We start from the raw sequence: 22,594 nt of genomic DNA on the forward strand, positions 1-22,594 counted from the left end.
GTTCCCCCTCACCGCTTGTTCTGCTGGTCCGTCTCGTTCTTGCGGGCCCCGGACGCCCAGCGCTGTTCGCGGCCGGTGACCTGCTCGACGAACTCGGCTTGAGTCAGCCGGCCATGGGCGGCCCACCACTCCTTGAGTTCGTCCGAGGCGCGGGCGTACGCGATGCGCGCGGGCCCGCTGAACAAGGATGCCGGGTTGATTCCCGCCGCGGCTGCCTTCTTGTTGAGCAGGTAGCCGTTACAGGCGTCCTCGGCGGCGAGGTACTGCCGGTACACGTACTCGTCGTACAGCTGCCGGGCCTCGCGGCGGGTAATGAGGTGCCGCTCGTCGTCGGCCTCCGCGACCTTGCCGTACAGCTTCTCGGCGGCCTCCCTGATGCCTGCCCAGAACCCGTCCTCGCCGTCCTCGGCGTGCGCCCCCCACGTGTCCGGGGGCGGCGCGGGGTCCATCACTTCGGCGAGGGCGTCGCCGTCGGCGAGCAGGTCGTCGACCGCGTTCCCGGTGACGGCCGGGGGCGGTAGGGCGACGGCGTCGCGGCGGTCCATCTCGGCGGCGATCCTGAGCAGTTCCTCGCTGTTGGCGTACTGCATGCACCAGGCGAGGGCGTCGTCGCCCACGTCCGCGAGGTCTGCGGCAAGGTTCCCGCCGGGGAAGTACCGGCCGAGCAGGTCGCGCCGGTCGGCCTCGGCGGCCAGGGCGGCGAGGTCGTCGCCCTGGGCGACGCGCGCGCGTGCGGCGAGGTCGTGGTCGGACAGGCCGACCAGGTCGGAGCGCACGCCCGGTAGCCGGCTGGCGAGGTCGCGCCGGTTCATCTCCGCCATGACGCGCAACGTGTCGCCGTCATCGAGGTGGGGGTACGCCCGCGCGAGGTCGGTGTCGCTGAAGGCGAGCAGGTCGTCGGCGAGGCGCCCGCCGGGCCGTACGCGGCCGAGCAGGTCGTCGAGGTCGCGCCGGTCGGCCTCGGCGGCGATCCTCGCGCGGGCGCGGTCGTCGAGCAGGCGCGACCCTTCGGCGGCGGCGAGCTGGTCGTCGCTCATCTCCCGTACCGACCGGTCGTCGCCCGCCCAGACGCGCGCGGCGTCGACCTGCTGCGGGGTCGCTTTGGTGCGCGGTGCGGGGAGGTTCGAGGCGCCCGGCTGCTCGCGGTGCCGCAACCGGCGTAGGTCGGGGTGGGCGGCGAGGTGGTCGCGCATGGCCCCTTGCCACTGGCGGGTTTTCGCGCGGGCGGCGCGCTGCGCCTCGGGGGTGACGGCGGCGGCCTCGCGGTTCTTCCACTTCCTGATGTTCCGCTCGATCGCCCTCTGTCTCTGTCCCGCTTCGTACCCGGCGGGGTCGCTGGTGGCCTGCTCGGCCACTGTCAGACCCGGGGTGTATGCCGACACGCTGTGCCTACAGTTCGGGTGTTGCAGCCCTGCCCGGCGGGCCTGGTCGAGCGATCCGGCGACGTTCACGCGGACCATGCGGCCGTCCTCGACTGCGTGCTCGACCTCGACCGTGCGCTCGCCGTCGGGCCCGCCCACGGTCAGTACCCGGCCTTCCCAGTCTCGGCAGAGCGGGCACTCGCGCGGGGCGTTGGACACGATGACCAGGTCGACGCCGGCCTCGGCGAGGGTGCGCGTGTGCGCCTCGGTCGCGGCGCGGCCGACGGATGTCCGGACGGCCATTTCCGCGTAAGAGGTGAGCTGCCAACGGCGCCCGGCGCGGTCGCGGAACGACGTAATGCCCTGGTCGGCGAACCTGCGCATGGCGTCCTGTGTCGCCTGTCGGCGGGTGCCGGTGCCCAGTAGCGGCGTGGCGGTGACCTCGGCGACGACGCCGCGGTACCCGTCCTCGACGGTCCGCAGAATCGAGCGGTGCCGCTCGGTGAGCAGGTCGACCGTTTCCTGTGCGAGCCGGTCGACGGCCTGTGCGTTCGGCGTCACGTCGTCGACCAGACGGCGCGCGTCGTCGGACAGGGCGCCCAACTCGGCAACCGCGGCGCGGTGCCCCGTGTTGTACGCGTCGGCGACGGCGTCGAACACGTCGAGGGAAACGGCCTTGCCCAACTCGTCGACCACGGCCTGTGAGGCGCGGCGTACGGCCTGGACGGCGGCGAGCTTCCGCTCGGCCCACCCCGGCGCGTCGAGGCCGTCGGCGAGCTGCCGGGCGATGATGCCCAACAGCCGCGCCTCGGCGTCCGCGTACAGGTCGCGCGTACCGGCGGCGAGGTCTTCGACCATGCCCGGATGGATCGGCACGGCTCACCCCCCGTCGGTCACGCGGCCATGGGGAAGTTCCCGACGGGGTCGGGCGCGGCTGCTCCGGTCTCGGCGAGGATCGCGTCGACCTCGGCGCGTACCGCCGTGTCGTCCCAATCGGGGTGCAGGATCTTGACCTTGGTCGAGGTCGACACGGCCCCGGCGCGGTTGAGCAGGTCGAGCGTGGTCGCCGTCGACTGCTCGCTCTCGGCGACGCCGTCGCCGAACTCCACGCGCGGGCGCGCGGGCGTGATGCGGCTCCCGAACAGGGCCGCGTCGAGCTGCAACAGCACGTGACACATGTCGGCGACGCCGTGTCGCCAGTACCCGGCCTTCTTGCGGCGGGTGACCATGCTCCGGGCGTCGCGGCTGTCGACCTCGGTCGCGGTGACCGGCTGTCCCTCGCCGTCCAGTCCGAACGACTGGGGCGAGTAGCCGGCGGCCTGGGCGGCCTGCCGCATGATGGCCTCGGCGCTGCTGCGGTGCTCCTCGACCCGGATATCGAACTGAGCGAGGGTGATCCCCACGCCCTCGTTCGGCGGCATCTTCAAGCTGTGCCAGACCTCGCGGTCGTCGTCGAACGACGCCCCGCGTCCCGGCCCGTCGTTGCGCATGTACCCATCGGGGATGATCAGCCGCGCGCGGGCGAGGCGGATGTCGCGCATCCACGATGTCCACACCTCGTCGAGGCTGTCGAACATGTCGTAGATCGGCGCGGCGTAGTCCGAGCGGCCCAGCGGGGAACCGCGGTGCAGCCGGTTGGGCAGCATGTTGGGGATGTACGCGGCGGTGAGATCCCGGATGCCGGTCGCGATGCTGTCGCCCTCGCCGTCGGCGTCGAGCGAGTCGACCAGGTCGGCCGTGTCGGGGTGCTCGGTGATCGGCACCCGGCGGCCGAGATTGTCGCCGCTCCCCTCGTACAGGGCATGGACGATCCGGCCGGACTCGTGCCGCTCGAAGTGCCGCCACACGGTCGACTCGGTCGAGCCGTCCAGCTCGCGCCAGAAGTTCACGGCGCGCAGCATGCCGAACCGGAACTCGGGGATCGCGCCGTCGGGCTGCATGACGGTCAACAGCGGCCGGTCGGTCAACTCACGGTCCCACGTCACCCGGAGGAACACCCCGGACAGGGCGGCGGCCTGCTCGGCCGCGCCGAGGAACACCTGTTGCGCGCGGCCCTCGTCGAGCAGTACGTCGAGGCGGTCCTGTGTAGTCGCGTCCTCGACCTTGATCGTCGGCATGTCCGCGAAAAGCAGGTCGGCGCTGGTGCTCGCGATGTCGCCGGGCAGGGGGACGTGTAGGCGGTTGTCGCGCCGGTCGATGCGGTGCTCGAACGACCGGCGGCCCCACAGTCGGCGGCGCTCGGTCGGCCGTTTGTGGTTCGTGTAGACCCGCGCGAGGCGCTGCCGGTCGCCGCTGTACCACGCGTCGTCGATGCGCATCGCGTCGTACAGCGGGGCCCACGCCGGGGGCGGCCACGCTGCGCCCTGGTCAGGGAGTGCCATCGTCGCCCCCTTCGTCGGTGCCGTTCTCGATCGCGTCGGCGGCCTCGCGGAACATCGCGGCGAGGGCGGGGCGCAGCTGCTCGCCAGGGTCGAGGGTGAGTTCGCCTACCTCGACGGTGTGCTCGCCGACGGAGAACCGAACGGGCAGGGTGAACGATGCGATCACGGGGCGGCCTCCCTGGGCGCGGTGAGCAGGTGCCGCCACTCGTGCGCCGTGCTGTGGACGGCGTAGCGCAGTGCGTCGGCTGAGTGGTCGTCCACCTTGAGGGGCGCGTCTTCTCCGCGCTCGGTGGCCTTGGGGTTCCAGCTGTAGCCGGGCAGTTCGTCGAGCAGTCCCTCGCACGACTCGTGTACGAGCAGCCGGTCGGCGGCGAGCAGGCTCGACACGCTGCGGATGCCGTCGGCGACCTCGTTCGAGGCGCGGGCGAGGCCGGGGTGTCCGTCCTGCCACATCTGGGTTGAGAAAGAGGCGGCGCTCGGGTCGATGAACGTCCACTCGGGGACGATGTCGAGGCCGTCGAGCCATGCCCGAATCGCGGTGCTGTACTGCGCGTCGGTCATGCTGCGGTGGGTGGCGCGGGAGTCGTGGCGCCACTCGGCGGCGACGTACAGCCGGTTATCGACGCCCTCGCCGAGCAGGATCGCGCTTGTGGGGTTCGTGGTGCCGTAGTCGATGCCGCACCAGTACCGGCGCATGTCCGGCAGCTGGGTGACGACGTGGCGATCTTCGTCCCACATGTCATAGATGGCGCCCTCGGCGACGACCCACGCGCCGTCGATCATCCGGCGGCGCCACAGTCCGACGTACTCGGCGGCGAGGCTCGCGACGTACTCGGCACTCAGTGACGGGTTGTCGGACAGCTTGAAGTGCCACGACGCGAGGTCGAGGTCGGCGGCGCGGTCGAGATACCCGGTCTTGAGCCAGTGCCGGGGCGAGTCGGGGTTCGTGGTCAGGTACAGGCGCGCGCCCGGCACGGACAAGCGGGCGAGCAGCTGCACGAAAAAGCCCTCGGGCAAGAGGGTTCCCTCGTCCACGTACGCCAGTTGCGCCGTCAAGCCACGTAGGCGGCCCTCGGCGCGCGCGTCGGCGGCGCCGATCAGATGGACGGTGCGGCCGAGGATCGTCGCCGTGGTCGCCCCGCGGGTGTGCACGATGTGCCGGGCGAGGGGCCCGAACAAGGCGCGGTCCTGTAGGGGTTCGAGGCAGTTTCGTTCGATGGTCTGGAGCGACCGGCCACAGATGATGATCAGGCCGGACGGGCCCGCCCCGGCGACGGCGATCACGAATGCGAGCAGGCTCGCGATGGTCTTCCCGCTCCGAACGCTGCCGTGCCACACGTTGATACGGCGTGTGGCCTGTCCGATGCTGCGCAGCTGCTTACGGGAGAGGGGCAGACGGTCGAGGTCGAGCACCGGCTCACCCCCCGTCGGCGCCCCCGTCCTCGTCGGCGTCGTCGTCGCCGGCTGCGCGCGTCAAGGCGTCGCCGAGGGCTCCCAACATGCTTTTGACCTGCTCGACGCCCTCGCCGCCCTCGACCGGCGCGAGCTTGAGCGACTTCTCAATCGCCGTACCGGTCGCCGCGAGGATGGCGCGTTGGTCCTGGAAGGTGGGCCGGTCGAGCCTGGTGTCGTTCCAGACGTTGTCCTTACCGCCGAACGCCCCGATGGTGCACGGCTCCCACAGCTGCGCGCGCAGCTGCTCGGCGTCGGATTGCAGGGTGAGGGCGAGGGCGGTCCGGCGCGACGCGAGGTCGGCCCGGCGTACCTCGGTGGCGACGGCGACCTCGCCCGCGCGGTCGAAGGTGAGCGGGGGCTCGAACCCGGCGGCGATCTTGGACACGGTCGAGGGCGACCGGCGGATCGCCTTCGCGATGTAGTTGCGGCCCTTGCCCTGGGCGTGAAGGGTGCGCACCTGCTCGCGGTCGTCGTCGATGGGTCGAGCCACGCGCGGTCACCTCCTCGCCCGGACATGCGAACGCCCCGCCGCTGGGGTGGGGAGCGGCGGGGCGTTCGGGTGGGGCGTCCGTTTCCGGGCACGCCGAGGTCGGTCCCGACTTTAGGTCACGAACCGATAACGGCGCAACCTGGAACGGTCACGTGCGCGCGGGGCGCTCCGCGTCCGGACGCGCGGGCGGCGGCGTACCGCCGAGCAGCGTCTCGGAGAACACGGGGCGCAGCTGCTCGGCGAGCGGCGGCGGGGGCATCCGCCGGGCGACCGGCCGTGTCCGACGCAGTGTCGCCGGGTTGGTGAGCTGGTAGGCGAGCAGTACCGGCGCGGTGTCCGACGGGCACACGTTGTTCGCCCATGCCGTGCGGTACTGCTCGGCGAGCTGTCCGACGGCCCGTCGGACAGCGTCGGCGAACGTGGGGTGCACGCTCATGATCTCGGCGAGGTCGGCGGCGAGTTCGTCGTCGATGCGCAGTGACGGCCGGTCGCCGGCTGCGGGCGGGCCCGCCTTCTTGGCCGGTCGGCGGTCGGTAGAGTTGTTGTTGCCCATGGTGGGGGTCGCTCCCATCGTGTCGGTAGTCGGGCCCGTTCGGCGTGTGAGGCGCCGGCGGGCCCGCGTGGGTTCTTACTGGTCTTCGTCGTCGAGGTCCGGCTCGACGCCGTGCGCCTCGGCGGTCCGGCGGCGGGCGGCCCTGGTCTCGCGCTCGTGCTCCTCGAACGTGCCGAGCATGTCGGCGAGGAACTTCTCGACCGCGGTTGTCGTCCCGTCGGGCTCCTTGCGCAGCATGGCGTAGACGTGCGAGTCGGACACCTTGAGCAGGCGCGCGATGTCGGCGGGCTTCATGCCCTCGGCCTTGGCGCGGCGGATCATGACCGGCGTCGACTCGGTCGCCTTCTCGCCCGCCTTGCGGGTCTCGGCGAGCTGGGCGAGGGCGTGCGCCATGGGGCCCAACTCGGCGGGGAAATCCCGCTCGATCATGGCGGCGCGCTCGGCGAGCATCTGCGACCGGCGGCCCCGGCGGAGCGTGCTCACGATGTCGAGCGAGGACAGGGGGCGGCTGTCGGTGACGACCGCTCCCGACTCGACGGCGGCGGTCAGCAGGTTGAGGGCGAGGGCGGCGAGCTGGGGGCGGCCGTCGAGCAGTTGGTCGAGCAGTTCGCGGGCGTCGGGCGCGGGCCGGGCCTCGATGCCGCGCTCGGCGGCGTAGCTGCGCAGTGCGTCGGCCTGCTGCTCGACGGACGCCTCGGGCTCGGGGTCGTTGGTGCTCATGTGGTGGTGCTCCTGTCGGTGGTCGGGCCCGCCCTCGGGCGAGGGCGGGCGAGGCGGTCAGGCGGCGAACAGGGCGACCTGTTCGGGCTTGTGGGGCAGTCCGTTGAGGGCGAGCTGTACGGGGCGCACGGGGGCCGTGAGGGGCGCGGGGCGCGGCTCGGGCTGCGGGGCCTCGGTGCGCCACTGGGCGGCGACGGCGGCTGCCTCGGCGCGGTCGCGGGCCTCAGCCCGTACGCACCGCTTGCACAGGTGCCACCCGCGCACCACGGCGAAGATCCCGTTGCGCCCGCCCGCGAGGCGACCGCAGAACAGGTCTCGGGTTCCGGGGCGGCGGTAGTGGCCCGTGGTCTTGAGGGCGGCGCCGCGCACTGCGTAGGTCTCCACTGGGGGTGTCTCCCTTGGCGGGGCCCGCCCTCGGTGGGCGGGCCCCTTCGGCGGTGTCAGGCGGCGGGGACGATCAGGACCAGGTCGGCGGCGGGCCACGGGTCGCACACGTCCCACGGGTTGTCGTCGCCGAGGTCGACGACCGGCCCCTCGTGGTCGGCCATGGTGGCGCACGACCCACACCCGCACGTCGGGTCGTAGGTCTTGGGGCGGGCGGTGTACTGGTCGTTGAAGTAGTCGGCGGCGGGCAGGCGGTCGCCGTACGCCACGAACGCCGCGAGGACGGTGTCGCCCTCGACGACCTGCTCGGCGCGCACGATGCGGGCGGCGGCGGGGTCGACCAGCAGGGGGGCGTGATCCTTGTCGGCGGGGAGCGCCGTCACGACCACGGGGAAGAACTCGACGAACATCGTGTGTCCCTTCGGGGGTGGGGGCGCCCGCGCGGGGCGCCCCCTCGGTGGTCGGTCAGGCGCGGTTGTCGATGACGTGGGCGCGGACGGCGGCGGCGGCCTGCTCCCAGAACTTCCACTCGCCGTCGAACTCGATCCAGCGGCCGTCCTTGCCCGTGATGTGCGCCTCGATGGGGCGTCCGGGCCACACGATGCCGCGCTCGGTGCCGTCCTCGAACACGACGACGTATCCGGCGGTCGACCACGCGCAGTACCAGCCGTCGCGCTGCACGTGGTCGGGGTACTCGGTCATGTCCTGGTCTTCCTGCGACATGCACACGTCTCGGTAGCGCTGGGGCAGGAAGGTGATCACGGCGTACGGGCGCAGCTTCTCGACGGCGCGCTCGAACGCGCCCTCGCGGGTCAGCTGGCCTACGAACACGTAGTCGCGGCTCGGCAGCTGCGAGCCGTCGGCGGCGACGCGCTCGACGGTCCAGTACCCGTCAAGGGGCGTGCCCGCCGTGTTGAAGACGCGGTACTCGGTGCCGTGCATCTGGAAGGCGGAACGGCCCTGCTCGTCGGGCTCGCCGAGGGTGGGCTCGGGCGCGGCCTCGCGGCTGTGGGTGCCGTTGCACTCGTCGGCGCGGCCCGTCTCGGCGCAGTCGCACGGGCAACCGCAGTCCTCGACGGCGCGCACCCAGAACACGTACGCGTCACAGGTCCACTCGCCGACGATCTCGGCGTCGGGCAGCTGGGCGAGCTTGTCGAGCAGGGCGTCGAACTCGGTCTCGTCCTCGGCGTCCTCGGCCGTGTTCTCGATGTCGGCGGTGAGCCACGCGCGGGCGCCGTCGAGGTCCGGCAGGCACTCGATGCGGTACTCGGGGTCGAGGCCGATCTCGTTCATGCCGACGTGGTATCGGGTCCGGCTGCTGGCGTTCATCGGGGGTCGCTCCCTTGGTCGGTGTGGCGGGTGAGGGCCGCCGTTGTGTTGTTGTGGGAGCACTGTAACCACTTCTGAAGTCACTTCACAAGTCGGTTCAGAAGTTGGTTCACGAAAGGGGGTGCCGAGCAACTGCCCGGCACCCCCGGCCCGTTGGGCCCGGCCCCTACCCGGCGGGCTGCTGCCGGGCCTCGGCGAGGGCGACCCACAAGGCGACCAGGTCGGCCCCCCGCCATTCCCCGGCCCGGCGGCCGTCGGCGGGCGCGGTGCACGCTGCGCCGGTCGAGCAGGCGACGACCGGCTCGCCCCCCGGACGGGTCCGGCCGGTCAGACACCCGGCGCACCATGGGCACGGCTCGGCGAGGGTCGTCGACCGGCCGTCGCGGCCGAGGGCCCGCTCGACGGTGCGCCGGGCCCGCGCGGCGGTCGCGGCGACCTGGTCCAGCAGCCGGACCGGCATCGGCTCGAACAGGTCGCCCGCCGGTTCGTCGAGGGCCCGGCCCTCAAGCCACACGGCGGCCCAGTGCAGACCGAACGCGCGCGAGCCGGGCGAGGTCTGCGCCTGGTAGTGCCACCGGGCCGGGTCGGCGGCGTCGGCCTGGTCCGTGACGGACCGGCCCCGGCTGTCGCGCGCCGGTCGTATGGGGCGCTGCACGTACTCGGCGACCGCGTCGGCGAGGTCGAACAGCTCGCCCTCGACCTCGATCGCGGCGTCGAGGGCGTCGAGGTTGAGCGGGGCCGGGTGCTCGCGCAGCAGTAGGGGGAGCCGGCCGACGGTCGCCGCCGGCTGCTCGTCCTCGACGGTGTCGGCCTGCTCGGCGAGGTGTCCGTCGATGTACGCGCGGGAGTCGCGCGGCGGCCACTCGGCGGCCGGTCGGCGGCTGATCGCGGCGAGCAGGTCGCCCCACTGCTCGCGCACGGCGGCGAGGTCGACGGCGGCGCGGCGGGCGACCGGCGGCGCTATGTGGTCGAGGGGGGTCGTCATGGGTGCGGCTCCTGTGCTTGGTGCGTACGGCGGGGCGAGGGCGGGGCCGCCGGTCAGGCGGGGGCTTGGTCGAGGACGTGCCGGACGCACTCGGCGAGGTCGTGGCGGCCGTTGGCGTACGCGAGGTCGGTCGGTAGGCCGAGGCGCGGCCGGGGCTCCTCGGGCAGTGCGGCCCGGACGGCGGCGAGCTGCTGCTCAAGGGACTTGGCGCGCGCGTACTCGGCGCGGGCGTCGGCCCCGTTGTCGCGCGCGTCCTTCTCCAGTCGGCGCATACGCTGCTCGGCCGTGGCGAGGGCGATGTCGTGGTCGCGCTGCTGCTCGGCGAGGCATGCCCGCGTTGATTCGGCGGCCTCGGCGAACGCTGCGTGCATGGCGGTCTGTCCGGCGTTCATGGCGGCGAGGTCGCCGTCGAGGGCCTGCTCGATGCGCTCGGCGTAGACGGCGGCGGCCCCCATGGGCGAACCGGCGCGCATCCGGTGCGCAAGGTCGCGCACGCGGTCGAGGGCGCGGTCGGCGGCGGCACGGTGGCGCTCGGCCTCATTGCTGCACTGGTGCGCGGCGCGCGCTATCTCCTCGGCCTGCTTGGCGCGCTGCTCGGCCTCGACGATCGCGGCGTCGGCGGCCTCGCGGTGCCGGGCGAGGGCGCGCGTCGACCCGGCGTTCGCCTTGCGGGACTCGTCGGCGGTGCGCCGCTCCTCGGCGACGTACTCGCGCAACAGGGCGGCCTCGGTGCGGCTGAGGGTGCCACGGTCGGCGCGGGCGAGCAGGATGTCGAGCCCGGCGCGCCGGTCGCTGCGCTCGTGGTCGCGCCCCTTGGTGCGGGAGTGCCGCCGGCGGCGCGAGGCGGTGGTCGTCACTGGTCGTTCTCCTTGGTGCGTTCCGTGAGCACTTGGCATGTGGTGCAGCCGCGGGGGCATCGGCCTTCCCCCTTGGCGAGGCGCAACAGGGCTCGGTCGGCGGTGCGGTCGCGGAGCGGGCCGGGGTCGCGGCGGCGTGCCCACAGGCCGAGGGGCACGCCGGACGCGAGGAACAGGGCGAGGACGATCGCCCACGCTGCGCCGCTCACTCGGTGACCTGGGCGTCGAGGCCGGTCGCGTGCCGGTCGAGCACCCTCCGCGTGTGCTGCATGCCGGTGAGCAGGCCGCGTGTGCCCCGGTTGACCCCGTGCTCGTCGCGGTACTCGTCGGTGTCGCGCTGGGCGAGGGCGGACAGCTCGCGTGTGTGCGCGGCGAGCAGGACCAGGGCGGCGGCGAGGGCCTGCTCGGGAGTCCGACGGGCGTCGTCGAGCAGCACGTCGCGCAGCGTGATGACCACGGGGTGATTGGCCTCGGCGTTGAAGGCAAGGGCGCTCCGTACGTCGGCGACCCAATCCGGCGCCGGCTGCGCCTGGTCGCGCTGCTGGGGCGTGGTCATGGTGGCGAGGCCGAGGGCGGCGAGGTCGGGGTCGTCGGCGGGCAGCTGGTCGGCGACGGCGGCGAGCAGGGCGTCGAGACCGGCGGGGCGCGGTACGGGGGCGTCGTGAAGGGGACACGGCGCGCCGGTCGCGTACGCGGTGTCGCACGCCCCGGCGGGGCTCTCAAGGGAGTTGGCGAGCTGTCGCAGGATGTCGGCGGCCACGGGGCGGGGGAGGTTGCACGCCACGTCGGCCGGTCCGCTGTTCGGCACGGTGACGATCAGGCGGTGAGTGTCGAGCGAGGCGAACGCGACGGCGTCGGGAATGCGGGGCATGGGGTGGTGCTCCTGTCTCGGGTCCGAAGGGGTCGAGGTGGCGCTCACGCGCGCGGGAGGGCCCGCGTCCGGACGCGCGGCCCGGACGGGGCCGGTCAGAACGGGGGCTCGGTGCTTCCCTGGGTCGCCCACGGGTCGCCCTGCTGCTGGCCGTATCCCTGGGCCTGCTGGCCGTACGACTGCTGTCCGTACGCCTGTTGGGCGGGCTGCTGGCCTCGCTGGGCGTTGCTGGTCGCCTTGGTGACAGCCGCGGTTGCGCGCAGCAGCGACGGCGCGACCTCGTCGGCCTGTATCTCGTAGCTGCTGCGCTTGCTGCCGTCGGTGGCTTCGTACTGGCGCTGGGTGAGGCGGCCGACGACGATCACGCGGTCGCCGCGCTTGATGGACTCGGCGACGTGCTCGGCCTGCTGGCGCCACACGGCCACGCCGAGGAACACGGGCTCGCCGTCTTCCCACTCGTTCGCCTGGCGGTTGAACTTGCGGGGGGTGTTGGCCATGCGGAAGTTGGCGACGGCGGCGCCGGACGGGGTGAACCTGAGTTCCGGGTCGGCAACGAGGTTGCCCGTGAATGTGATGACGGTGTCGCCACTCATGGTTATGCGGCCCTTTCGAGGGTGCGGGATGTGCGGGGGTGTAGGGGCGCGACGGGGGCGAGGCGGGCCTCGCGGGCGCGGGCTCGGGCGGCTCGGGCGGCGGCGTTCTTGCACGCCCGGCACTTCCTCGTTCCGTCCTTCGCGCGGATGGTGTTCGGCTGGTCGTAGGCGTGGCCGGCGGGGCAGTGCGTGACAGCGGCTCGCTGCGCGACGTGGTTCGTCGACCGGAGCACGTTCACGCGGTGCGTAACGGCCTCAAGGTGGCTGGGGGCGACGCACTCGCGGCGGCGGCACCGGTGGTCGACCTCAAGGCCGGTGGGTATCGGGCCGAGGTGCTGTTCGTAGGCGTAGCGGTGGGCCTTGACGGTGCGGCCGGCAACCCAAAAGGTCCCGTAACCCTTCTCGTTCTGGGCGCCGTCCCACAGGTGGCAGGGGCCGGGGCAGTCCCGGCGGAGTGACCAGGGGCCCGCGGGGTTCACCTTGGCGGCGAACCGGGCGGCCGGGGAGGGCCGTTCCATGGATGTACCTCCGTCGGGATGTAGTGGCCTTGCCAGACAGACAGGCTATCTGTCTGGGCAGAAAGCTAACAGACAGGGGGGCGCGCACGTCACGAGGAAACGCCCCACTGTTCTGCGGCTATGCGGCGGCCGGTGCGCCGCTCTCGGGCTCGTCGAGGGTGAGCGTCCACCCCACGGCGGTGAGTTCGCCGGCGACGGCCTCGGCCACGTCCTCGGCGTCCTGTAGGCCGTTGCCGTGGGCGACCTCGACGGCGGCCCGGATGGCGGCGAGGGCGGCGTCGGGCATCATCGCTGCGCGCCGGTCACGTGCCGGGCCTCGCGCCGTCCGCACTGCTCGCGGGCGACCGGCGGGCGCACCATCATGCGGGCGAGGGCGTCGCGGTCGCGCTCGGCCTGCTCGGCGGCGCGGCGCTGCGCCTCGGCGCGGGCGCGGGCCTCGGCCTCGGCGGCGCGGCGGGCGGCGAGCTGGGCGGGCCCGTTGACCTCGAACCACGTCGACCAGTGGCCGTACCCCTGATGTTCCTCGACGATGACGTACGCGCCCTGGTCGGCCATGCTGCGCGCGATGCGGCGGGCGGCCTTGCGGTCGCTGGTCGGCTTCACGGCGGGCCGGTCGGGCCGGTCGTCCCACGATCCGGTGATCCGGAACCCGTTCGTGTTCTTCGTGCGGTCGGTCGCCTTGGCGCGGCGGCGGTGCGCGGTGCGCTCGGGGTGCTTCTTGTTCCGGTTCATGCTGCCGGCTCCCTCGGGGCGTAGTGCTGGGCGGTGGCGAGGTCGAGGCGGGACGGGTGCGGCTTGGTGCGGTCCACGCGGCGCTTCCCGCCCTGCTGGCACGGCTGGCCGGGGCGGGCGCGGCACGTCACGTACGGGCACGTCACGTCGAGCGGGTCGGGCAGTCCGGCGGCGGCGCGGCGCTCGCGCTCGCCGCGCGTCTTGCGGAAGTCGGCGAGGGCGTCGCGGACGGTCTTCGGCATGTAGTCGCCGAGGGCGGCGAGGCGGGCGGCGGCGAACTCGTTCCGCTCCTCGCGGGTGCTTCCGCCGGTCAGTTCGCGGTACACCGACGGGGCGGCCTGCCCGGCGGCTATGGCCTGCCTGGTGTCGGCGAGGACGGCGCGGTACGCCTGGTGGTCGTCGGGGTCGACCGGCGGAACGGGGTCGGTGTGACGGCCGAGTACGTCGGCCTTGAAGCTGTGCCACGGGCGCGACACGTCCGACGGCTGGAGCCGGTAGGCGCTGCTCGCGATGTGGTGGCGGACGACGTGCCCGGCGTCCCAGTTGCGGCCGTCGGGGTGTGGGGCCGTGGTCGGTACGTCGGCGAGCAGGTCGAACCACTGGTCGAGGCGTTCGTCGGCCTCGGGCTGGTCGACGGGGGCGAGGCGGGGGTCGAGGCGTACGGCGTAGGCGAGCAGGGCGGCGACTTCTTCGCGGGTCACTGGGCGTTCTCCTGGGGGTTGAGGGCGGCGGCGAACATGTCGGCGGCGCGGGCAACGCGGCCGGGGCGGGCGGCGTCGAGGGGGATCACCTCGGCACCGGGCGAGGTCGGGGCCCCGGCGGGCACCGGGGGGAGCGCGGTCCAGCCGGGCAGGAAGTACCGGACCGAGCGCGGGCGGGAGCGGGCCCGGCCCCACTGCCCTCGGGCGTGGTCGACCAGGGCGGCGACGGATGTCCTCGCGACGATCGCCTCAAGGCGGAACCAGTCGGCCGTTTCGAGGGACCACTCGACGACGATCCCGGCGGCGGTGAGCGCGTCGCGGAGCGGAACCACGTTCACCGGCACGGCGGGGGTCGAGGCGTAGCTAGCTTGCTGTACCTCCGTAGGAGGTACAGCGGGACGGGACGGGTCGGGACGGGGGGACCGTGACGGTTCCTCGCCGTCACGGTGTGACCTGTGCCCCTGACCTGCGATGTCGTCGGGAAACTCGATCTGATTCGCGAACGGTTCGCGATTTTCGCCCGACGGATCGTCGTCGATTCGCGGACGATTCGCCGACGGATCGCGCGGATTACGCTCCTGGTTCCGCTGTTCTGCGGCCCGTTCGCGGGCGCGTTTCTGGCGCTCGGCGGCGGCGGCGCGGTCGTCCTCGACGCGGGCGCGGGTCGGGTTGTAGGTCAGGAAGTCGTGCATCACGTAGTCGCCGGCGGGCGGCTGCTCGCACCGGGTGCAGTCGTGGCCGTGGGCGTGCCACAGGCCGGACGCGACCAGCTTCCGGGCCTGGGGCGCGGTGCCGTACAGCTGGGCGACGACGCCCGGTATCACGCCCTCGGTGAGGTGCTGGGCCGCGTAGGCGCCCGCGCGGACCCACAGGCCGAGGGCGGCGTTACCGGCCTTGAGTAGCTTGGGGTTCGTGTGCGCCGTGTCGTCGACTTTGAACCAGGTCACGGGGGTTGTGCTCCTTGGGATGGGGCGCCCGGGGCGAGGGGCCGGTCGGCTCGTCCTCGCCCCGGGGCGTTCACTGGGCGCGCTGGCGCTGGAAGTACGGGCGGGTCCGCGCGGGCTGGTGCTCCTCGCAGCGCCACCCGCACACGTACGGGCGGACCGGCCGCGTGCCGCATCGGGGGTTGCCGTGGTCGCACGCGGGCGGCGGCGGGGGCTCGGCGGCGCTCATGCGGCGAGGCCGAACCGGTCGGCGATACCGGCGCGGTGCAGCAGGGACCGGATCGCGTGCTCGGCCTGCTGGGGCACGACGCCGTTCCCCAACGCCTTGAGCTGGGCGGGTCGGGACAGGCCCGGCACGCCGGTCACGTGGCCGTGGGGAAGGCCCATCATCCACTCGACGAACTCGGCGGTCAGGCGGCCTCGATCGTCAGTTGGCCGGGGTGCCGGTCGGCCCGTCGCCGCTTCCCAACGGTCGACGGCGGGGGCGTACTGTCCCCAATCGAGGCGGCGGCGTTCGCCAGTGTCGGCGTCCCGTCCCCGTACTTCTGGTTCGGGCTCGCCTTGGTTCCGTCGCTCGCCCTCGGCGTCGGGAACATCGGCAACACGACCTCGGACAGCGGCGGCCGAAACCCCTCGCTCGACCGGCGTCCCGGCGTCCCCGTGTCGCTCGCCCTCGGCGTCGGCAGCAGGGGCGCGGCGTCCGTCAACGTCTCCCCGTACCCCTGCCCGTACGGTGTCCCGTCCTCGCGCCGGTTCCTCGACCCGCGCGAGTCGGCGGCCGTCGGCGTCGGCAACAGGTGCTCCACCTCGTCCGCGAGCGTCGGGCCGTGCCCGCCCCGCTTCCTCTTCTCCGGGTGCTGCGACCCCCCGTTCACCGCGAGTTGCGCCGTCGGGGTCTTGAGCAGCCGGACGACCGCCGGTAGGCCGTCCTCGAACCCCACGCCCTTGCTGTCCCTCGCCCTGGGCGTCGGCAGCTGCGCTATGCGCGCCCGCAACGTGTCGTTGCGGTTCCCGTCCGGGGCCCCCGGCCCGTTCCACTCGCTCGTTGTCGGGGTCGGCAGCAGGCCACGCGATGATGAAAACGCGCTCGCGCTGGTGCGGGGCCCCGACTTCGGATGCGCGCTGCACGTGCCATTCCGCATCGAGCCCGAGGTCGGCCAAGTCGCCGAGAACGGCGCCGACAGCTCGAAGAGTGTCGGCGTCTCCGTCGTCCTCATCCACAGGCGCGCCGTCGAGTCCCAGACTGCGAACGGCCTTGGCGGAGAGGAGTCCGCGAACATTCTCGATCACTACCAATCGGGGTCGGAGGATGGCTATCGCGCGGGCCACGTGGAACCACAGGCCGGACCTGGTGCCCTTGATCACGCGCTCGGGCGGCGGGCCCGCCGGGTCGGCGAGGTCGCGGGCGTTGAGTTCGGCAACCGCGGCGGCGGCGGCCATGCCGGACAGACGCGACGGCACGGCCCCCGACGGCGAGGCGGCCTCACACGTCGCGTGGTCGTGGTCGCCCCACCGGCAGCTACCGCAGAGCAGGGCGCCCGCGGGGATGACCTGGTCGCCGATGACGCCCGCCCGCTTGCCGGCGAGGCTCACGTCTTGGCACGGGAAACCGGCGCACAGGATGTCGACCGGCTCGACGGCCGACCAGTCGACGCGGGTCACGTCGCCGTGGTTGGGCACGTCCGGCCAGTGGTGCGCGAGGATGCGCGCGGCGTACTGGTGCTTGTCGTCCGGGTCGTACTGGCAGTGCCACGCCACGGTTGCGCCGAGCAGCTTCATAACGGCCATGTCGAGGCCGCCGTATCCGCTGCACAGAGAACCGATACGCAACCCGTCGGACACGTCGAGGGCGAGCTGTCCGGGAACGTCGGTGAACCGCTCGGCGATCAGTTGTTCGGCGCGGTCGAGGGTGCGCGTCATGCGGCCTCGCCCCCCGCCGTGATCGCGGCGAGCTGCTGCGCGAGGGCACCGGAGCGCCACGCCTCGGCGGTCGTGTCCTTCCCGCCCTTGCGCCACGTGATCGCGTACGTGCGCGCCCTGGTCGGTTTGATGACGATGCCGGGCACGTCGAGGACTTCGCCCGTGGTCTTATCGACCAGCTTCGCGGCCTCGGCGGCGTCCATCTCGGCGAGCAGTTCCGCGAGCTTCCACGGCTTGACCTCGCGCACGATGCGGGTCGTGGTCCACTCCTCGTCGGGCCACGTCTGCCGGACCCACCGGGCGAGGGCTTCCTCGTCGGTGACGACCGGCCCCGTCTCCCCCTTGCGCAGCGAGAGCGTGGCGACCTGCTCGCCGGTCGGCAGGGACGCGACGACGCGCTCGGTCCCGTCGCGCCTCTCGGCGGCGTCGAGGGCCCGCTGTGTGCGCGCCTTCACGTCCTTCTGCGCGGCGGCCACCCGCTCGGCGAGCAGCTTCAACACGGCGGCCTCGGTCGCGAGGTCGCGCAGCGACTCAGCCGGCTGAGCGACGGCGGGCTCGGCATCGAGCGGCTGCTCGGCGTACGTCGGCTCGCTCATGCGCTCGCCGCCTTCGCGGCGTCGAGCAGGTCGTCGCGCATCTCGCGCAGCTGCTCGACGGTGCCCTCGGCCGAGGCGCGGCCGTACTTCGAGCTGAACAGCTGCTCGACTTCGGCGCGGTCGGTCACGCCCGCGCTGCGGGCGGCGTCGTACAACTCCCCGACGGCTGCGGCCTGCTCCTCGTTCGGCTGCGGCTGCTGCGGGCGCTGCTGCTGACCGGCGGGTGCCTGCTGCGACTTTTGGGCGGCCTGCCTCTTCGCGGCGTCGACCTGGTCCAGCTGGGCGACGAACTCGGGCGGGGCCCCGGCGGCGACTGCGGCGGCGCGCACCTTCGCGAACGCCTCGGGGTTCGGGGCCTTCCGGGCCTGTGCGAGGTAGTCGGGGCGCTGCTGGCGCTGCTGCTGGGCCGGGGCCTGCTGCTCCCACGGGCCCGCCTCGGCGCGGTTGCTGCGGCGCGGCTGCTGCTGCCCGCCCTGCTGCCGCTGCTGCTGGCCGTTGCGGCGCTGCTGCTGGCGGTGCCCGCCCTGCTGGCGCTGCTGGGGCGCGGTGGGGATCGGCGCGGTGTCCTGGTCGCTGTCGTCGATCGACCGGGAGTCGACCGGGATCATGAACACCCAGAACAACATGTACTTGAGGGCCGCGCTCATGGCCTTGTTGGTGCTCTTGTCGCCGCTGTCCATGGCTTCGCCGGGCAGGGTCACGAGCAGGCAGTCGCCGGCGGGCCCGTAGATGCGGTACAGCATCTTGAGCACGGTGTGGGTGCCCTTCTCGCCGCGTGGGCGCTGCCGGTGCTCGACGACTTCGGGCGCGATGAAACAGCCGTGGTTGCGCATCGGGCCCGCCATGGCGGACATGGCGTCGTCGACACCCCGGAAGCTGTAGTTCTGCTGGGTGTTCTGCTTGTCCTTGCTGACCGGCATCACGTCTTGCATCACGCCGTGGATGACCTGGAACACGCGCGGGGCGTCGGCGGGGGAGCCGGACGGGGCGGGCTCGTACGCCGTCCGGATGGGGGGGACGGCCTCGGCGGCCACCGGGGCGGGTGCGGGCTGGTTCGGGTGCAGCTGGGTGACGGTCACGGGCGCGTGCTCCTGGTCTTGCGGTGCCGGATGCGACCGGCGAGGCGGGTGATACGGGCGGCGAGGGTGATCGCCGCGTCGGGGTCGAGTAGGTCGTCGAGGTCGGCGGTGATCGGGGCCTCGGCGGCCAGCGCCTCGCGGCTCCCGTCGGCGGCGGCGGCGCGCATCGCCCGTTCGTACTCGGGCACGTCGTGCCCGTAGATCGCTCGGTCGAGGGCGGCGACGTTCTCGCCGTGGTGGGCGAGCAGGGCGCCGAGGTCGTCGGGGGCCTCGACGTACGCGAGGGCGAGGTCGTCGAGCAGCTGCTCGGCGCGGGCGGCGATCGGCAGACGGACGGCGAGGCCGTCGGCCGTGAGCTGGGGGCGGATCACTGGTGCAGCTCCTCGGGCAGGGTCGGCACGTCGAGGGCGAGGTCGCCCGTCGTGGCGTCGTAGGTGTGCGGGCGGGTCCAGTCGGCGGCGGGGAACGCTTGGCGCAGCAGGCCGAGGGCGGCGCGGTGCGCGGGCCGGTCGGCCTTGAGCGGCAGACCGAGGGCGTCGTCGAGGGCGACCCACATCGCGACGCGCTGCTCGCCGTCGCGGTCGGTGTGCACAGGGACGATCCGCACGCGGACGGTGCCGGGGGCGATCTCGTCCAGCTGCCGGGCGAGTACGCCGGTCAGGGCGAGCCGCTTCCGGGCGGCGAGGGCGCCCGCTATCGCCTCTGCGGCGCGGGGGCGGGCGGTAATCTGGGGGGTGTTCACGATCGGTGCCTCTTTCGGGGTTCGGTCGGGGAGGGCCGTCCGGGTCGCGACCGGGCGGCCCTTCGCGTTGTCAGGCGGCGGCGCGGTGCGGGGCGTCCTGCTCGGCCTGCTGGGCGCGGCGGTCGCGCTCGATGCGGCGTATGGCGAGTTCGGCCTCGGGTGCGAGGCGACCGGCGGCGCGGTCGCGGGCGATCCGGTCGAGGGCGCGGTCGAGGACACGCCGCGCGTTGGCGAACGCGACCTCGCGCGGGATGACGGTCGAGGGGCCGGTCATGCGGCGGCCTGGGTGCTCGACTCGCGGAGTTTCAGCAGGCGAGAGGCAGGGATGCCGTACTCGTCCTGGACGGCGGCGGCGAGCCGGGCACTCGGCGCGGTCTTGCCGGTCCACAAGCGCCAAGCCGTCACGGGGGCAACTTTCAGCCGGGCCGCGAGGTCTGTGTAATGCCGGTCGCCTTTGTCGTTGGCAACTGCCACAAGGTGCGCACGGTCGTACATGGGCCGTTCCTTTCCGGTCAGACAGTCTGCCTGTCTGGACAGAAAGTAGCACCTATCTTTCAGGGGTGAAAGTTAGAGCAGGGGGTCACGGCTTGTAACGGTGGGTGTTATGGCGTTGACAGGCCGGTACGCCCGATACAGAATCGGACGTACGTTCGAGGCTAGAGCGCAGGTCACTGCCTGTGTTCGGGCCGCAAGGGGGGTGAACCGGTGCGCCGACGCGCCTTGTCTCAAGCGCTATGTTTCGCGCGAGACAGCTACGCGCTATCTTTCACCCATGAAAAACAGAAAGCGCGACGTGACCGGCCGCGCCGAGCAGTTCGCGGGCTGGCTTCACGACCAGCTGACCGCCGCGGGATACGACCTATCAGGACCGCGCAGCGGGGGAAAAAGCCGTTTCGCCGAAGACTCGGGCCTTAGCCCTTCAACCGTCGGCCGGCTGCTCGACGGCAAGCGGGTCACGGACATGGATGTACTCGCCCGGCTCGCCGACCAACTCGGCATCACCCTGGGCACGGTCCTACTCCGTGCGGGCATCGTCGATCACGACGACTTGATCGCGGTACAGGAGCCGGAGACCGGCCCCGACGCGATGACTCCCGAACAGGCAGCAACGCGCCTCAACATCACCGATCCCCATAAGCGCGCCGTCTTCGTGTCGATGACGGAAACGCTCCAACAGCCACCCCCCGACACAGGCGAGGACCGACTCGCAGAGCACTAACGCACGGAGGCACCGTTGAACGGCCGCAGGATGTACGCCCCAACCCTCGCCATCCTCATAACAGGCATCACGCTGGGCCTGCTTGGGATCTTCGAGGACGGGGGCAACGTATCGCGCGCCGGAATCCTGATCGCGTTCGCCGCCCTCCCCCCACTCTGCTACTGGCAGACGCAGCGCGCACACGACGCCGTCGAGGACCAGGTCGCCGACGCCCACGAAGCCGGTTACCGCCTCGCCCTCGAACACGTCGCTAAGGGCCTGCTCAGCAGGAAATCCGCACCGCCGGACGGCGGGACGCACGTAAACCCGGTCGAGGACCGCGCCACTCTCGACCCGGACCTCAGCAACGGGGCCATCGGCCCCGCCGTCCCCAACAACGTGCGCCCGCTGCGGCGCACCCGAAGTGACCACGACGAACGGAAGATCGTATGACCCTTCCCGACATCCCAACCACGTTCCACGGTCCCGCCCATGCTGGCGAGCCGTGGATCGGCTATATCCGCGTGTCGACGTGGAAAGAGGAGAAGATCAGCCCGGAACTGCAACGGACTGCGATCGAGCAGTGGGCCGCGCGCACCGGGCGCCGCATCGTCGATTGGATCGTCGACCTCGACGAGTCCGGTCGCCACTTCAAACGCAAGATCATGGGCGGCATTGAGCGCATCGAGCGCCGCGAAGTGCGCGGAATCGCGGTGTGGCGGTACAGCAGGTTCGGGCGCAACAGGACCGGGAACGCCGCCAACCTTGCGCGCGTCGAGGCTGCCGGGGGCTTGCTGGAATCAGCCACCGAACCTGTGGACGCTTCGACCGCCATCGGCCGGTTCGCGCGCGGCATGTACATGGAGTTCGCCGCGTTCGAGAGCGACCGCGCGGGCGAGCAGTGGAAGGAGACCCACGAGCACCGGCTCGCCGCCAAGTTGCCCGCCACCGGGCGCGGCCGGTTCGGGTACATCTGGCACCGCCGGGCCGTCCCCGACGCGACCGCGCCGAACGGCATCCGGCTGCAACAGGAGCGGTACACCCTGCACCCCGATTACGCGAGCGTGGTCGAGGAACTGTACGAGCGGAAGACCGAGGAGTACGAGGGGTTCAACGCCCTGGCGCACTGGCTCAACGAAGAGTTGGTCATCCCCACGCTACGCGGGAAGGCGTGGGGGGTGAGCAGCGTCTCGCGATTCCTTGATTCAGGGTTCGCCGCCGGTCTGCTCCGCACGCACGACAAGACGTGCCCCTGTGGGTACAGCAGCGGTAAGCGGAGCGGGTGCCCCGACAACCGGTTCATCTATCTGCCCGGCGCACAGCCGCGCATCATCACGCCCGACCAGTGGGAGGCGTACAAGGAACACCGGAAGACCACCAAGGCGACGCCCCCGCGGGCCCGGAAGGCGACGTACCCCCTTACCGGTCTGCTCCGACACGGGTACTGCCGCCACCACATGAGCGCAGCGTCGTACACGTACAAGGGCGAGCAGATGCGCGGCCGAAACCTGGTGTGCAGCCGGAACAAGCACACGAGCAAGGTCGAGTGTCCGAAGGGGATCAACGTCCGGCGCGACTTCGTCGAGCGCGAGGTCAAGAACTGGCTTGAGCGCGAGGCCGCCCCCGGCATCGACGCGTCGCCGCGCCTGCCTGTGCAGCGGTCGGAGCCGGCCGAGGACCCGCGCGCCCGCGCGCAGCGTGAGCGGGCACGGCTGCAAGTCGACTTGACCAAGGTCGAGAAAGCCCTCGACCGACTCGTCATGGACAACGCCTTGAACCCGGAGAAGTACCCGGCCGACAGCTTCGCGCGCGTCCGTGACCAGCTTGCCGGACAGCGCGGGTCGATCATGAACGCGATGAACGAACTCGGCGAGGTCGAGGCGACCCCGACGCGCGAACAGTTCGCACCGTTGATCGCGAACCTGATCGAGGCATGGGACCTCATGGAGCCGATCGAGAAGAACGCACTTCTGCGACAGATCGTGCGGCGAGTCGTGTGCCACGACATCCGCACGGAAGGGTCGCGCTGGATCGAGGTGCGGGTCGAGGTGCACCCCGTGTACGAGCCGGACCCGTGGGCCCCGATCGCGGGCGAGGTCGTCGCCCGGAAGGACGAGCCGACCGAGGTCGGCGACCGCGCCGACGGGGAAACCCTGTTCTGAGCATGGCTTTTTTATTTGCCCCT

Annotated in this window: 31 protein-coding genes; 3 read left to right on the forward strand and 28 right to left on the reverse strand. The window is 72.4% G+C overall.

Translation table 11 applies throughout. The features are described from left to right. Positions 1–8 precede the first annotated feature (8 nt). From ACIQFU_RS28155 to ACIQFU_RS28290, 28 genes are all read right to left on the reverse strand, one after another. Positions 9–2,219, reverse strand: a complete 2,211-nt coding sequence (locus tag ACIQFU_RS28155) for a phage minor capsid protein (protein WP_402555307.1) — start codon at positions 2,217–2,219, stop codon at positions 9–11. 35 nt (positions 2,220–2,254) lie between these two features. Continuing rightward, positions 2,255–3,742: a phage portal protein gene (locus ACIQFU_RS28160; protein WP_402555075.1), complete on the reverse strand. Its 1,488-nt coding sequence runs from the start codon at positions 3,740–3,742 to the stop codon at positions 2,255–2,257. After that, a complete protein-coding gene (locus tag ACIQFU_RS28165; protein ID WP_402555077.1) occupies positions 3,729–3,908 on the reverse strand; it encodes a hypothetical protein in 180 nt (59 codons plus the stop codon). Before ACIQFU_RS28165 ends, ACIQFU_RS28160 begins: the two co-directional genes overlap by 14 nt. Further along, positions 3,905–5,155 carry a PBSX family phage terminase large subunit gene (locus ACIQFU_RS28170; RefSeq protein ID WP_402555078.1) on the reverse strand — a complete coding sequence of 417 codons (1,251 nt, stop codon included), beginning with the start codon at positions 5,153–5,155 and terminating at the stop codon, positions 3,905–3,907. The genes ACIQFU_RS28165 and ACIQFU_RS28170 overlap by 4 nt, the downstream gene beginning before the upstream one ends. A gap of 4 nt (positions 5,156–5,159) precedes the next feature. Further along, positions 5,160–5,687: a helix-turn-helix domain-containing protein gene (locus ACIQFU_RS28175; protein ID WP_402555080.1), complete on the reverse strand. Its 528-nt coding sequence runs from the start codon at positions 5,685–5,687 to the stop codon at positions 5,160–5,162. A 148-nt stretch (positions 5,688–5,835) separates the two neighbouring features. Further along, positions 5,836–6,258, reverse strand: a complete 423-nt coding sequence (locus ACIQFU_RS28180; RefSeq protein WP_402555082.1) for a hypothetical protein — start codon at positions 6,256–6,258, stop codon at positions 5,836–5,838. Positions 6,259–6,315: 57 nt separating this feature from the next. After that, positions 6,316–6,960, reverse strand: a complete 645-nt coding sequence (locus ACIQFU_RS28185; protein ID WP_402555083.1) for a hypothetical protein — start codon at positions 6,958–6,960, stop codon at positions 6,316–6,318. A gap of 57 nt (positions 6,961–7,017) precedes the next feature. Next, the gene (locus ACIQFU_RS28190) at positions 7,018–7,344 is read right to left on the reverse strand and encodes a hypothetical protein (RefSeq protein ID WP_402555085.1); all 327 of its coding nucleotides are present in this window, start codon (positions 7,342–7,344) and stop codon (positions 7,018–7,020) included. A gap of 56 nt (positions 7,345–7,400) precedes the next feature. After that, positions 7,401–7,754 (reverse strand): hypothetical protein, encoded by a 354-nt coding sequence (locus ACIQFU_RS28195; protein ID WP_402555087.1) that lies wholly within the window; start codon positions 7,752–7,754, stop codon positions 7,401–7,403. Positions 7,755–7,809: 55 nt separating this feature from the next. Further along, on the reverse strand, positions 7,810–8,673 hold the full coding sequence (locus ACIQFU_RS28200) for a hypothetical protein (RefSeq protein ID WP_402555088.1): 864 nt from the start codon (positions 8,671–8,673) through the stop codon (positions 7,810–7,812). 166 nt (positions 8,674–8,839) lie between these two features. Then, complete coding sequence (locus ACIQFU_RS28205) at positions 8,840–9,658, reverse strand: hypothetical protein (protein ID WP_402555090.1); 819 nt, start codon at positions 9,656–9,658, stop codon at positions 8,840–8,842. A 53-nt stretch (positions 9,659–9,711) separates the two neighbouring features. Beyond that, positions 9,712–10,515, reverse strand: a complete 804-nt coding sequence (locus tag ACIQFU_RS28210) for a hypothetical protein (protein ID WP_402555091.1) — start codon at positions 10,513–10,515, stop codon at positions 9,712–9,714. After that, on the reverse strand, positions 10,512–10,724 hold the full coding sequence (locus ACIQFU_RS28215) for a hypothetical protein (protein WP_402555092.1): 213 nt from the start codon (positions 10,722–10,724) through the stop codon (positions 10,512–10,514). Before ACIQFU_RS28215 ends, ACIQFU_RS28210 begins: the two co-directional genes overlap by 4 nt. Further along, positions 10,721–11,386: a hypothetical protein gene (locus tag ACIQFU_RS28220; RefSeq protein WP_402555093.1), complete on the reverse strand. Its 666-nt coding sequence runs from the start codon at positions 11,384–11,386 to the stop codon at positions 10,721–10,723. Before ACIQFU_RS28220 ends, ACIQFU_RS28215 begins: the two co-directional genes overlap by 4 nt. 95 nt (positions 11,387–11,481) lie before the next feature. Then, positions 11,482–11,979: a single-stranded DNA-binding protein gene (locus ACIQFU_RS28225; RefSeq protein ID WP_402555094.1), complete on the reverse strand. Its 498-nt coding sequence runs from the start codon at positions 11,977–11,979 to the stop codon at positions 11,482–11,484. A 2-nt stretch (positions 11,980–11,981) separates the two neighbouring features. Next, positions 11,982–12,497 carry an HNH endonuclease signature motif containing protein gene (locus ACIQFU_RS28230; RefSeq protein ID WP_402555095.1) on the reverse strand — a complete coding sequence of 172 codons (516 nt, stop codon included), beginning with the start codon at positions 12,495–12,497 and terminating at the stop codon, positions 11,982–11,984. A gap of 118 nt (positions 12,498–12,615) precedes the next feature. Beyond that, positions 12,616–12,786 (reverse strand): hypothetical protein, encoded by a 171-nt coding sequence (locus ACIQFU_RS28235; RefSeq protein WP_274031426.1) that lies wholly within the window; start codon positions 12,784–12,786, stop codon positions 12,616–12,618. Continuing rightward, a complete protein-coding gene (locus ACIQFU_RS28240) occupies positions 12,783–13,229 on the reverse strand; it encodes a hypothetical protein (protein WP_402555096.1) in 447 nt (148 codons plus the stop codon). The genes ACIQFU_RS28235 and ACIQFU_RS28240 overlap by 4 nt, the downstream gene beginning before the upstream one ends. Then, positions 13,226–13,930, reverse strand: coding sequence for a cell surface glycoprotein (locus tag ACIQFU_RS28245; protein ID WP_402555098.1), 705 nt, complete (start codon positions 13,928–13,930; stop codon positions 13,226–13,228). Before ACIQFU_RS28245 ends, ACIQFU_RS28240 begins: the two co-directional genes overlap by 4 nt. Then, positions 13,927–14,877 carry a mucin-2 gene (locus tag ACIQFU_RS28250; protein ID WP_402555100.1) on the reverse strand — a complete coding sequence of 317 codons (951 nt, stop codon included), beginning with the start codon at positions 14,875–14,877 and terminating at the stop codon, positions 13,927–13,929. Before ACIQFU_RS28250 ends, ACIQFU_RS28245 begins: the two co-directional genes overlap by 4 nt. Before the next feature lie 70 nt (positions 14,878–14,947). Next, complete coding sequence (locus tag ACIQFU_RS28255) at positions 14,948–15,103, reverse strand: hypothetical protein (RefSeq protein ID WP_402555102.1); 156 nt, start codon at positions 15,101–15,103, stop codon at positions 14,948–14,950. Beyond that, positions 15,100–16,794 carry a DNA cytosine methyltransferase gene (locus ACIQFU_RS28260; RefSeq protein ID WP_402555103.1) on the reverse strand — a complete coding sequence of 565 codons (1,695 nt, stop codon included), beginning with the start codon at positions 16,792–16,794 and terminating at the stop codon, positions 15,100–15,102. Before ACIQFU_RS28260 ends, ACIQFU_RS28255 begins: the two co-directional genes overlap by 4 nt. Further along, positions 16,791–17,390, reverse strand: a complete 600-nt coding sequence (locus tag ACIQFU_RS28265) for a hypothetical protein (protein WP_402555105.1) — start codon at positions 17,388–17,390, stop codon at positions 16,791–16,793. Before ACIQFU_RS28265 ends, ACIQFU_RS28260 begins: the two co-directional genes overlap by 4 nt. Continuing rightward, positions 17,387–18,469: an ERF family protein gene (locus ACIQFU_RS28270; protein ID WP_402555107.1), complete on the reverse strand. Its 1,083-nt coding sequence runs from the start codon at positions 18,467–18,469 to the stop codon at positions 17,387–17,389. Before ACIQFU_RS28270 ends, ACIQFU_RS28265 begins: the two co-directional genes overlap by 4 nt. After that, the gene (locus ACIQFU_RS28275) at positions 18,466–18,840 is read right to left on the reverse strand and encodes a hypothetical protein (RefSeq protein ID WP_402555108.1); all 375 of its coding nucleotides are present in this window, start codon (positions 18,838–18,840) and stop codon (positions 18,466–18,468) included. Before ACIQFU_RS28275 ends, ACIQFU_RS28270 begins: the two co-directional genes overlap by 4 nt. Beyond that, positions 18,837–19,211, reverse strand: a complete 375-nt coding sequence (locus ACIQFU_RS28280; protein WP_402555109.1) for a hypothetical protein — start codon at positions 19,209–19,211, stop codon at positions 18,837–18,839. The genes ACIQFU_RS28275 and ACIQFU_RS28280 overlap by 4 nt, the downstream gene beginning before the upstream one ends. A 70-nt stretch (positions 19,212–19,281) precedes the next feature. Continuing rightward, complete coding sequence (locus ACIQFU_RS28285; protein ID WP_402555111.1) at positions 19,282–19,485, reverse strand: hypothetical protein; 204 nt, start codon at positions 19,483–19,485, stop codon at positions 19,282–19,284. After that, a complete protein-coding gene (locus tag ACIQFU_RS28290) occupies positions 19,482–19,706 on the reverse strand; it encodes an XRE family transcriptional regulator (RefSeq protein ID WP_402555113.1) in 225 nt (74 codons plus the stop codon). Before ACIQFU_RS28290 ends, ACIQFU_RS28285 begins: the two co-directional genes overlap by 4 nt. 277 nt (positions 19,707–19,983) lie before the next feature. On the opposite strand from ACIQFU_RS28290, the gene ACIQFU_RS28295 reads away from it, so the two are divergent. From ACIQFU_RS28295 to ACIQFU_RS28305, 3 genes are read left to right on the forward strand one after another with little or no spacing between them, the layout of a single operon-like run. Next, a complete protein-coding gene (locus ACIQFU_RS28295) occupies positions 19,984–20,430 on the forward strand; it encodes a helix-turn-helix domain-containing protein (RefSeq protein ID WP_402555114.1) in 447 nt (148 codons plus the stop codon). 15 nt (positions 20,431–20,445) lie between these two features. Then, a complete protein-coding gene (locus ACIQFU_RS28300) occupies positions 20,446–20,862 on the forward strand; it encodes a hypothetical protein (protein ID WP_402555116.1) in 417 nt (138 codons plus the stop codon). Beyond that, the gene (locus tag ACIQFU_RS28305; protein ID WP_402555117.1) at positions 20,859–22,571 is read left to right on the forward strand and encodes a recombinase family protein; all 1,713 of its coding nucleotides are present in this window, start codon (positions 20,859–20,861) and stop codon (positions 22,569–22,571) included. Before ACIQFU_RS28300 ends, ACIQFU_RS28305 begins: the two co-directional genes overlap by 4 nt. The last annotated feature ends 23 nt before the right edge of the window (positions 22,572–22,594 follow it).

The organism is Streptomyces sp. NPDC093065 (assembly GCF_044754585.1).
GTDB lineage: Bacteria > Actinomycetota > Actinomycetes > Streptomycetales > Streptomycetaceae > Streptomyces.

Bases quoted from the DNA above. Each gene is read 5' to 3' on its own strand.
- ACIQFU_RS28220 (WP_402555093.1), bottom strand. From the start codon at position 11,386: ATGCCCCGCATTCCCGACGCCGTCGCGTTCGCCTCGCTCGACACTCAC.
- ACIQFU_RS28180 (WP_402555082.1), bottom strand. From the start codon at position 6,258: ATGGGAGCGACCCCCACCATGGGCAACAACAACTCTACCGACCGCCGA.
- ACIQFU_RS28260 (WP_402555103.1), bottom strand. From the start codon at position 16,794: ATGACGCGCACCCTCGACCGCGCCGAACAACTGATCGCCGAGCGGTTC.
- ACIQFU_RS28255 (WP_402555102.1), bottom strand. From the start codon at position 15,103: ATGAGCGCCGCCGAGCCCCCGCCGCCGCCCGCGTGCGACCACGGCAAC.
- ACIQFU_RS28285 (WP_402555111.1), bottom strand. From the start codon at position 19,485: ATGACCGGCCCCTCGACCGTCATCCCGCGCGAGGTCGCGTTCGCCAAC.
- ACIQFU_RS28185 (WP_402555083.1), bottom strand. From the start codon at position 6,960: ATGAGCACCAACGACCCCGAGCCCGAGGCGTCCGTCGAGCAGCAGGCC.
- ACIQFU_RS28265 (WP_402555105.1), bottom strand. From the start codon at position 17,390: ATGAGCGAGCCGACGTACGCCGAGCAGCCGCTCGATGCCGAGCCCGCC.
- ACIQFU_RS28290 (WP_402555113.1), bottom strand. From the start codon at position 19,706: ATGTACGACCGTGCGCACCTTGTGGCAGTTGCCAACGACAAAGGCGAC.
- ACIQFU_RS28195 (WP_402555087.1), bottom strand. From the start codon at position 7,754: ATGTTCGTCGAGTTCTTCCCCGTGGTCGTGACGGCGCTCCCCGCCGAC.
- ACIQFU_RS28155 (WP_402555307.1), bottom strand. From the start codon at position 2,219: ATGGTCGAAGACCTCGCCGCCGGTACGCGCGACCTGTACGCGGACGCC.
- ACIQFU_RS28205 (WP_402555090.1), bottom strand. From the start codon at position 9,658: ATGACGACCCCCCTCGACCACATAGCGCCGCCGGTCGCCCGCCGCGCC.
- ACIQFU_RS28305 (WP_402555117.1), top strand. From the start codon at position 20,859: ATGACCCTTCCCGACATCCCAACCACGTTCCACGGTCCCGCCCATGCT.
- ACIQFU_RS28230 (WP_402555095.1), bottom strand. From the start codon at position 12,497: ATGGAACGGCCCTCCCCGGCCGCCCGGTTCGCCGCCAAGGTGAACCCC.
- ACIQFU_RS28200 (WP_402555088.1), bottom strand. From the start codon at position 8,673: ATGAACGCCAGCAGCCGGACCCGATACCACGTCGGCATGAACGAGATC.
- ACIQFU_RS28160 (WP_402555075.1), bottom strand. From the start codon at position 3,742: ATGGCACTCCCTGACCAGGGCGCAGCGTGGCCGCCCCCGGCGTGGGCC.
- ACIQFU_RS28235 (WP_274031426.1), bottom strand. From the start codon at position 12,786: ATGATGCCCGACGCCGCCCTCGCCGCCATCCGGGCCGCCGTCGAGGTC.
- ACIQFU_RS28240 (WP_402555096.1), bottom strand. From the start codon at position 13,229: ATGAACCGGAACAAGAAGCACCCCGAGCGCACCGCGCACCGCCGCCGC.
- ACIQFU_RS28225 (WP_402555094.1), bottom strand. From the start codon at position 11,979: ATGAGTGGCGACACCGTCATCACATTCACGGGCAACCTCGTTGCCGAC.
- ACIQFU_RS28295 (WP_402555114.1), top strand. From the start codon at position 19,984: ATGAAAAACAGAAAGCGCGACGTGACCGGCCGCGCCGAGCAGTTCGCG.